7 protein-coding genes are annotated in these 7,760 nt (G+C 72.4%); 6 read left to right on the top strand and 1 reads right to left on the bottom strand.

The features are described 5' to 3' along the window. Nucleotides 1–55: 55 nt before the first annotated feature. The 5 genes from SNE206_RS39455 (at nt 56) to SNE206_RS39435 (ending at nt 5,150) form a co-directional block, all read left to right on the top strand. The gene (locus SNE206_RS39455) at nt 56–238 is read left to right on the top strand and encodes a Trm112 family protein (RefSeq protein WP_407918421.1); all 183 of its coding nucleotides are present in this window, start codon (nt 56–58) and stop codon (nt 236–238) included. 10 nt (nt 239–248) lie between these two features. Beyond that, nucleotides 249–1,439, top strand: a complete 1,191-nt coding sequence (locus tag SNE206_RS39450; protein ID WP_407918419.1) for an SIS domain-containing protein — start codon at nt 249–251, stop codon at nt 1,437–1,439. Between the two features lie 120 nt (nt 1,440–1,559). Beyond that, on the top strand, nt 1,560–2,534 hold the full coding sequence (locus tag SNE206_RS39445; protein ID WP_407918418.1) for a cation diffusion facilitator family transporter: 975 nt from the start codon (nt 1,560–1,562) through the stop codon (nt 2,532–2,534). 345 nt (nt 2,535–2,879) lie between these two features. Then, complete coding sequence (ahcY, locus tag SNE206_RS39440; protein WP_405013075.1) at nt 2,880–4,328, top strand: adenosylhomocysteinase; 1,449 nt, start codon at nt 2,880–2,882, stop codon at nt 4,326–4,328. A gap of 174 nt (nt 4,329–4,502) precedes the next feature. Then, on the top strand, nt 4,503–5,150 hold the full coding sequence (locus tag SNE206_RS39435) for a hypothetical protein (RefSeq protein WP_407918417.1): 648 nt from the start codon (nt 4,503–4,505) through the stop codon (nt 5,148–5,150). A 100-nt stretch (nt 5,151–5,250) separates the two neighbouring features. Here the strand turns inward: SNE206_RS39435 and SNE206_RS39430 are convergent, their stop codons facing one another. Then, on the bottom strand, nt 5,251–6,201 hold the full coding sequence (locus SNE206_RS39430) for an RDD family protein (protein ID WP_407918420.1): 951 nt from the start codon (nt 6,199–6,201) through the stop codon (nt 5,251–5,253). Nucleotides 6,202–6,313: 112 nt separating this feature from the next. Here SNE206_RS39430 and SNE206_RS39425 point away from each other — a divergent pair, with 112 nt between their 5' ends. Next, nucleotides 6,314–7,318: a stage II sporulation protein M gene (locus tag SNE206_RS39425; RefSeq protein ID WP_407918416.1), complete on the top strand. Its 1,005-nt coding sequence runs from the start codon at nt 6,314–6,316 to the stop codon at nt 7,316–7,318. The last annotated feature ends 442 nt before the right edge of the window (nt 7,319–7,760 follow it).

The following is a 7,760-nucleotide window of genomic DNA, read 5'->3' as shown; positions in this document are numbered from 1 at the left end:
CCCCCCCCCCCCCCACGGCCGTACCGACCACGCACGAATACGGAGCACGACGTCCATGAGCCTGCCGCCCTTCCTGCTGGAGATCCTGGCCTGTCCGCAGTGCCACGCGCCGCTCGCCGAGAGCTCCGACCAGGAGCAGCCCGAGCTGCGGTGCACCGGCGACGGCTGCGGACTCGTCTACCCCGTCCGCGACGAGATCCCCGTCCTGCTGGTCGACGAGGCCCGCCGCCCCTCCTGACCCCCGCCCGGTGAGCCCGCTGGAGGCCGGCCGCATGCTCGACGACATCCTGCTCGACGACCCGGCCGCACTGCAGCGTGCCGACCGGGAGCACGCCCTGCTCGCCCTGGCCGGTGCGGGTGCCCGCATCCGCACCGCCGTCCGGCTGGCCGAGGAGGCCGGCCTGTCGGCGCTCCGGCCCGAAGGCCGCCCCCGTACGGTGCTGGTCGCCGGCCACGGCAGCGCGCTCACCGCGGCCGACGTGCTGGCCGCCCTCGCGGTCACGGCCTGCCAGGTGCTGCCCCTCGCCCCGTCCGACGTACGGCGCGACGAGCCGTCCTCCTTCTCCTCCGGCCTCCGCTGGCAGCTGCCCGGCTGGATCGGCCCGCTCGACCTGCTGGTGATCAGCAGCAGCACCGGCCGCGAGCAGGGCCTCGTCCAACTCGCCCAGCAGGCGTACGCGCGCGGCTGCGCGATCGGGGTGGTCGCCCCGTCCGGCAGCGCGCTCGCGGAGGCCGCGCTGCAGGTCCGCGGCCTCGCGCTGCCGTTCGCGGAGAGTGCCGTCGAGCCGGACGACGTCCCCGGCGGCGAGCCCGACCTCCCGGCCGAGGACCCGGCCGCGCTCTGGGCGCACCTCGCACCGCTGGCCGCCCTGGCCGACCGGGTCGGCGCCGTGCAGCTGCCGTCCGGCTCGCTGCAGGCCCTCGCCGACCGGCTCGACGAGGTCGCCGTGCGCTGCCGCCCCGACGCCGCGGCCTACCTGAACCCCGCCAAGGGCCTCGCCGCCCAACTCTCCGGCACCGTACCGCTGGTGTGGGCCGAAGGGCCCGTGGCGGCGGCCGCGGCCGGACGCTTCGCGGCCATGCTGGCCGACCGCGGCGGACTGCCCGCGCTCACCGGACGGCTGCCGCAGGCGCTCACCGCGCACCGCGGCATGTTCGTCGGCCACCTCGGCGGCGGCGCCGACCCCGACGACTTCTTCCGCGACCGGGTCGACGAGCCCGAGCCGCTCCAACTGCAGGCCGTGCTGCTGCGGCACACCCCCGGCCTGCCCGCGGACGCCGACCCCGGGTTCGCCGTCGGCCGGGCCCGCCGCCTCGCCGCCGCCCACGAGGTACGGCTCACGGAGTTCACCAGCACCCTCGACGACCCGCTCGAAGCACTCGCCGAACTGGCCGGCCCGGCCGACTTCGCGGCCGTCTACCTCGGACTCGCCCGCTGACCCCCGGTGCCCCCATCCCCTGACCGGAGCTCAGCCCCGCTCCGGTGTCGGGATACTGTGTGCGCTCGACAGCTGAGCCACGGCCGGAGAGCGGCCCAGTCGGAGGGACCGGACCACAGCATGAGCACCGAAGGCGGCACCAGGGCACTGGTCGCGGCGCTGTCCGCGAATCTGGCGATCGCGGTGGGCAAGTTCACGGCCTTCGCCTTCACCGGCTCCTCGTCGATGCTGGCCGAGGGCGTCCACTCGGTCGCCGACTCGGGCAACCAGGTCCTGCTGCTCGTCGGGGGCAAGCAGGCCAAGCGCGAGGCGAGCGAGCAGCACCCGTTCGGGTACGGCCGCGAGCGGTACGTCTACGGCTTCCTGGTCTCGATCGTGCTGTTCAGCCTCGGCGGCATGTTCGCCCTCTACGAGGGCTACGAGAAGATCAGCCACCCGCACGAGCTCCACAACTGGGGCTGGGCCGTCGGCGTCCTCGTCTTCGCGATCCTGATGGAGGGCTGGTCCTTCTGGACGGCCTACCAGGAGTCCGCCAAGGCCAAGGGCACCATGGGCTGGTCCGACTACATCCGCCGGGCCAAGGCACCGGAGCTCCCGGTCGTCCTGCTGGAGGACGCCGGCGCCCTGATCGGCCTCGTCCTCGCCCTGATCGGCATCTCCCTGACCGTCGCCACCGGCGACGGCGTCTGGGACGGCGTCGGCACCCTCTGCATCGGCCTCCTCCTCGTGGTCATCGCGCTCGTCCTGGCCTCGGAGACCAAGTCGCTGCTGATCGGCGAGTCCGCCGACAAGGAGGTCGTGGCCGAGATCCGCGACGCGCTCGTCGACCACGACACCGTCACCGACGTCATCCACATGCGCACCCTGCACGTCGGCCCGGAGGAACTCCTCGTCGCCGCCAAGATCGCGGTCAACGCCGAGGACACCGCCGCCCAGGTGGCCGCCGCCATCGACGCCGCCGAGGCACGGATCCGGCGGGCCGTCCCGATCGCCCGCGCGATCTACCTGGAGCCCGACATCTACAGCGCCGAGAAGGCCGCCGCCGGGCCCGACCCGGAGGCGACGCCGGGCGGCCCGGGGCCCGACCGGCACTGACCGGGCGCCTGCCCGCCCGCCTGCCCGCCTGTTGTTCGTCCGCCCGCCCGCCGGGTCGCCCGGCGGGCGGGCGTCGTGCATGCGCGGGCCGGGTGGGTGCTGCGAGTGTTACGGGAGGCCTGAAAGTACGTGCCGTTCCCGTAGTCCGGTCGCTACGGGGACGGCGCGGTGTAGATTCGTCCCAGAGCCAAACGTCGCTGCTGATGGCGGTCGATCGGAGCCCCCGTGCACCGGTCGAGGGAGAGAGGTCCTCCGACGGATTGTGCCGCGCAGCAGAGTGGCCTCCGTGCCGCCCTGCGGCGGAGCACACCCGTTCACAGGCCCACGCAGCGAGGAGTACCCCGCATGTCGTCCAACCTCAACGGTGACTTCAAGGTCGCCGACCTCTCCCTGGCCTCCTTCGGCCGCAAGGAGATCCAGCTCGCCGAGCACGAGATGCCCGGCCTGATGTCGATCCGCGCCGAGTACGCCGCCACCCAGCCGCTCGCCGGCGCCCGCATCACTGGCTCGCTGCACATGACCGTGCAGACCGCCGTCCTCATCGAGACGCTCACCGCGCTCGGTGCCGAGGTCCGCTGGTGCTCCTGCAACATCTTCTCCACCCAGGACCACGCCGCCGCCGCCATCGCGGTCGGCCCCGAGGGCACCGTCGACGCCCCGGCCGGCGTGCCGGTCTTCGCCTGGAAGGGCGAGACCCTGGAGGAGTACTGGTGGTGCACCGAGCAGGCGCTGACCTGGCCCGACGGCCGCACCCCGAACATGATCCTCGACGACGGCGGTGACGCCACCCTGCTGATCCACAAGGGCGTCGAGTTCGAGAAGGCCGGCGAGGCCCCGGACCCGTCCACCGCGGACAACGACGAGTACCGGATCATCCTCCAGGTGCTCAACCGCACCCTCACCGAGTCCCCCAGCAAGTGGACCGAGATGGCCGCCACGATCAAGGGCGTCACCGAGGAGACCACCACCGGCGTCCACCGCCTGTACGAGATGCACCGCGACGGCAAGCTGCTGTTCCCGGCCATCAACGTCAACGACGCCGTCACCAAGTCGAAGTTCGACAACAAGTACGGCTGCCGCCACTCGCTCATCGACGGCATCAACCGCGCCACCGACGTCCTGATCGGCGGCAAGGTCGCCGTCGTCTGCGGCTACGGCGACGTCGGCAAGGGCTGCGCGGAGTCGCTCCGTGGCCAGGGCGCCCGCGTGATCATCACCGAGATCGACCCGATCTGCGCGCTCCAGGCGGCGATGGACGGCTACCAGGTCACCACCCTGGACGACGTCGTCGAGACGGCCGACATCTTCATCACCACCACCGGCAACAAGGACATCATCCTCGCCTCGCACATGGCGCGGATGAAGCACCAGGCCATCGTCGGCAACATCGGCCACTTCGACAACGAGATCGACATCGCCGGCCTCGGCGAGCTCCCGGGCGTCGTCAAGACCGAGGTCAAGCCGCAGGTCCACGAGTGGCGCAAGGCCGACGGCCGCACCATCATCGTGCTCTCCGAGGGCCGCCTGCTGAACCTCGGCAACGCGACCGGCCACCCGTCCTTCGTGATGTCGAACTCCTTCGCGAACCAGACCATCGCGCAGATCGAGCTCTTCACCAAGACCGCGCAGTACCCGGTCGGCGTGTACGTCCTGCCGAAGCACCTGGACGAGAAGGTCGCCCGCCTCCACCTGGACGCGCTCGGCGTCAAGCTCACCGTCCTCAGCAAGGACCAGGCCGACTACATCGGTGTCCCGGTCGAGGGCCCGTACAAGCCGGAGCAGTACCGCTACTGATCCCGCCACGGATCCCGCCACGGATCCCGCTCCCCGCACGGTCCTGAGTGTGCGCCCGGTGCCCGGCACCGGGCGCACACCCGTTCCCGGACGCCGCCCGTGAGCCGTCGGGATGCGGGCGGCATCCGCGGCCCGGAGCCGCTCCCGGCACCTGCGGCGCCTAGGCTTCTCGGCATGCCCAACGGCCGATACTCCCTGAACACCGACACCGGCCCCGCCGGCCACGGCCCCGCAACGGTCGCCGAGGAGCGCTTCCGTTGCGCCCCCGGCCCGGCCGGCTGGCGCTACGTGTCCAAGACGTACGCCCCCGACGGCTCCGTGCTCGGCACCACCGACCTCACGCTCGACTCCCGCTGCCGACCGCTCCGCCTGGAGGTCAGGGCGGGTGGCTGGCAGGTCCGGGGCGGTGCGGTGGACGGCGTCGCGTGGGTCCGTGCCGCAGCCGACGACCCGGCGGGCGAACACGCGGTCGAGGGCCACGACCGGGCGCACGGATTCACCGGCACGTCGCCGGCGTTCCTCGTCGCCACGGCCCGCATGCTCCGACTGGAGGTCGGCGCGAGCACGCGCGTACGGCTGGTGGCCCTGACGGAGCCCGTCCTCGCACCGCGCACCGTCGACCAGGGCTGGCAGCTCGCCGCCGTCGACACGCACGAGACGGACAGCGGGCCGCTGCTCGTCGAGCGCTATGTGGTGGCCGACCTCGCCACCGGGGAACAGCAGACGGTGCACCTGGCCGGGGACGTGGTGCTGGCGGGCCCGGGGATCGAGCTGGAGGAGCTGGAATCGCAGCCCAACCCCTGGCCGGACTTCACGATGTGACCGGGGCTTCACCGCGTGAGGGGTGCGGCCACGGCGGGGGCGGTGCTCACACGGACGCGCACGTCCACCGGACGGCGGACGTGCGCGGCAAGGTGAACGCTCAGGCGGGCGGCGCGAAGCCGGACGCTGCCGGGGGCACCGGAGGGCTCGCGGGCGCGGGCGCGGGCGCGGGTGACGCGGGGTGGAGCGGAGGCGTGGCCGGGACGGCCGGAGCAACCGGGACGCCCCCGTGCGGTGCGAACGGCGCGGCCGGTGCGAACGGCGCGGCGCCGGCCTGGCGCCGCGCGGCCTCGGCGGCCCGCTCCCACTCGCGGCGCTGCCGCTCCGTGAGCACCGCACCGAGATAGGCGGCCGGGTGCACGCCGTACGGCACCGGGCGCCCGGTGCGTCCGACGACGTCCGCCGCGAGCCGCCCGGCCATGGCCTCGGCCACGGCCGGGTCCAACTGGCCGAGTCGGCCGAGCAGTTGGCGGACAGCAAGCCAGAGGCCGTCGGGTACGGCCGAGAAGTCCAGGGCGACCAGGTGCTCGCCGATGGCATGCAGGAGGCCCGGGTGCACCGGGGGCAGGTCCGACTGCCGGCGCGCGGCCATCGGCAGGCGTTCCCGGACGACGAGGGTGCCGGCGAAAACGTCGCCGAGCCGTCGGCCCTGGGGCGAGACCACCGAGGCGATCACCGCGACGGCACCCATCGTCATCGAGATCTCCAGCACCGCGACGAGCCCCCGGACGAGTGCGTGCCGGAAGCGCACCGGGCCGCCGTCCGCCCGCACGACCCGCAGTCCCAGGGCCAGCTTGCCGAGCGACCTGCCGCGGGAGAGCGTCTCGACCAGCACCGGCACGCCCAGCAGGAAGAACACGGCGAGTCCGAGGACGACCGCCGCGGCAGCAGCCTCGTCGAGCCCGGGCACGGCGGTGAGCACCACCGTCGTCGTCGCCGCCAGCACGACCGTCTCCACGGCCAGGTCCAGGGCGATCGCCAGCGCCCGGCTCGGCACCTTCGCCGTCCTCAACCCCAGGACGACGGCCTCTCCCGTCACCAGGTCGTCCACCAGCACCCACCCCATCCGCTCCGATGCCATCCCCGGCCGCCAAACATACGGCGGCCCTGCTCTGGCAAGCTAGGCCAGCCCCCGCCTTCGCCGCGCCTGTGGAGTGAGCCGCATGGACCTGGACGTCTTCGTCGCCTCGCACCAGGAGGAGTGGCGCCGCCTGGAAGCCCTGAGCAGGCGCCGCAGGCTCTCCGGCGCGGAGTCCGACGAGTTGATCGCGCTGTACCAGCGCGTCACCGGCCACCTCGCCCAGGTGCAGTCCGCCGCTCCCGACCCGGTGCTCGAAGGGCGCCTCACCACGCTGGTGGCCCGCGGCCGGGGAGCGGTGACCGGAGCGCGTACGTCCTCCTGGCGCGACGCCGGCCGCTTCTTCACCGTCAGCTTCCCCGCCGCGCTGTACCGCGCCCGGTGGTGGTGGATACCCATCGGCGTGCTGTCGATCCTTCTCAGTGCGCTGGTCGCGTGGTGGGTGTCGACGCATCCCGAGGTGCGTGCCAGCCTCGGGGCGGCCGACGAACTCCGGGAGATGACGCGCCCCGGCGGGGGGTTCGAGGCCTACTACTCCGAGCACCCGGCGACCTCCTTCGCCTTCCAGGTGTGGACGAACAACGCCTGGGTCGCCGCCCAGTGCCTCGTCTTCGGTGTGCTGCTCGGCCTTCCCGTGGTGTACGTGCTGCTGGAGAACGTCCTCAACCTCGGTGTGGGTCTCGGCCTGATGTCGTCCGCCGGGCGGCTCGACCTCTTCCTGGGGCTGTTGCTCCCGCACGGCCTGCTGGAACTCACCGCCGTGTTCGTCGCCGCAGGGGTCGGTCTCCGCCTGGGCTGGACGGTCGTCGACCCGGGCCCGCGCACCCGTGGCACCGCCCTCGCCGAGGAGGGCCGCGCGGCGATCGGCATGTCGATCGGCCTTGCCGCGGTACTGATGGTCACGGGCGCGATCGAGGCGTTCGTGACCCCGTCGGGCCTCCCGACCTGGGCCCGGATCTCGATCGGCGTCCTGGCGGAGGTGCTGTTCCTCCTCTATGCACTCGTCCACGGCCGGCGCGCCGCGGCCGGCGGCGAGATCGGTGACGTCGCCGAGGCCGACCGGACGGACGCCCAGCCGGTCGCGGCGTGATCTGCCCGCGGGTCTGTCCGGAGGAGGGGCTCGGCCCTGGTACGCTGGTGATCATCCCCGAAGGGCCATTGACGTGGTCGTGATGGGCTAGTAGGTTTGAACGGTTGAGACTGGCTGGACAACGGCCGGGCTGAGGCGTAGTGTCTACGACACCGTCGAGCTGAGGCAGAGCGTCCGAAAGGATCGCCACCCGGCGAAGACAAAATCCCCGCACTGAGCACCGCGAATCTTTTGATAAGCTTCGTCGCGAAGTCGAGGAAATCCCCCCAGCGGGAATTCGAAGAATCGGGAAGCCGGTAAAACGGCCGCCGAGACTCTGATAAGCTGGGAACACGAAAGAGCGAAACGCCCGGAGGGTCCGCTGGAAGGCGGTCCGAAGGAAGTGTCCGTTCCTTGAGAACTCAACAGCGTGCCAAAAGTCAACGCCAGATATGTTGACATC

It is taken from the genome of Kitasatospora sp. NE20-6, assembly GCF_045862635.1.
Note: the sequence above shows the minus strand (reverse complement) of the source record. Positions and strands in the feature narration are given on the sequence as shown.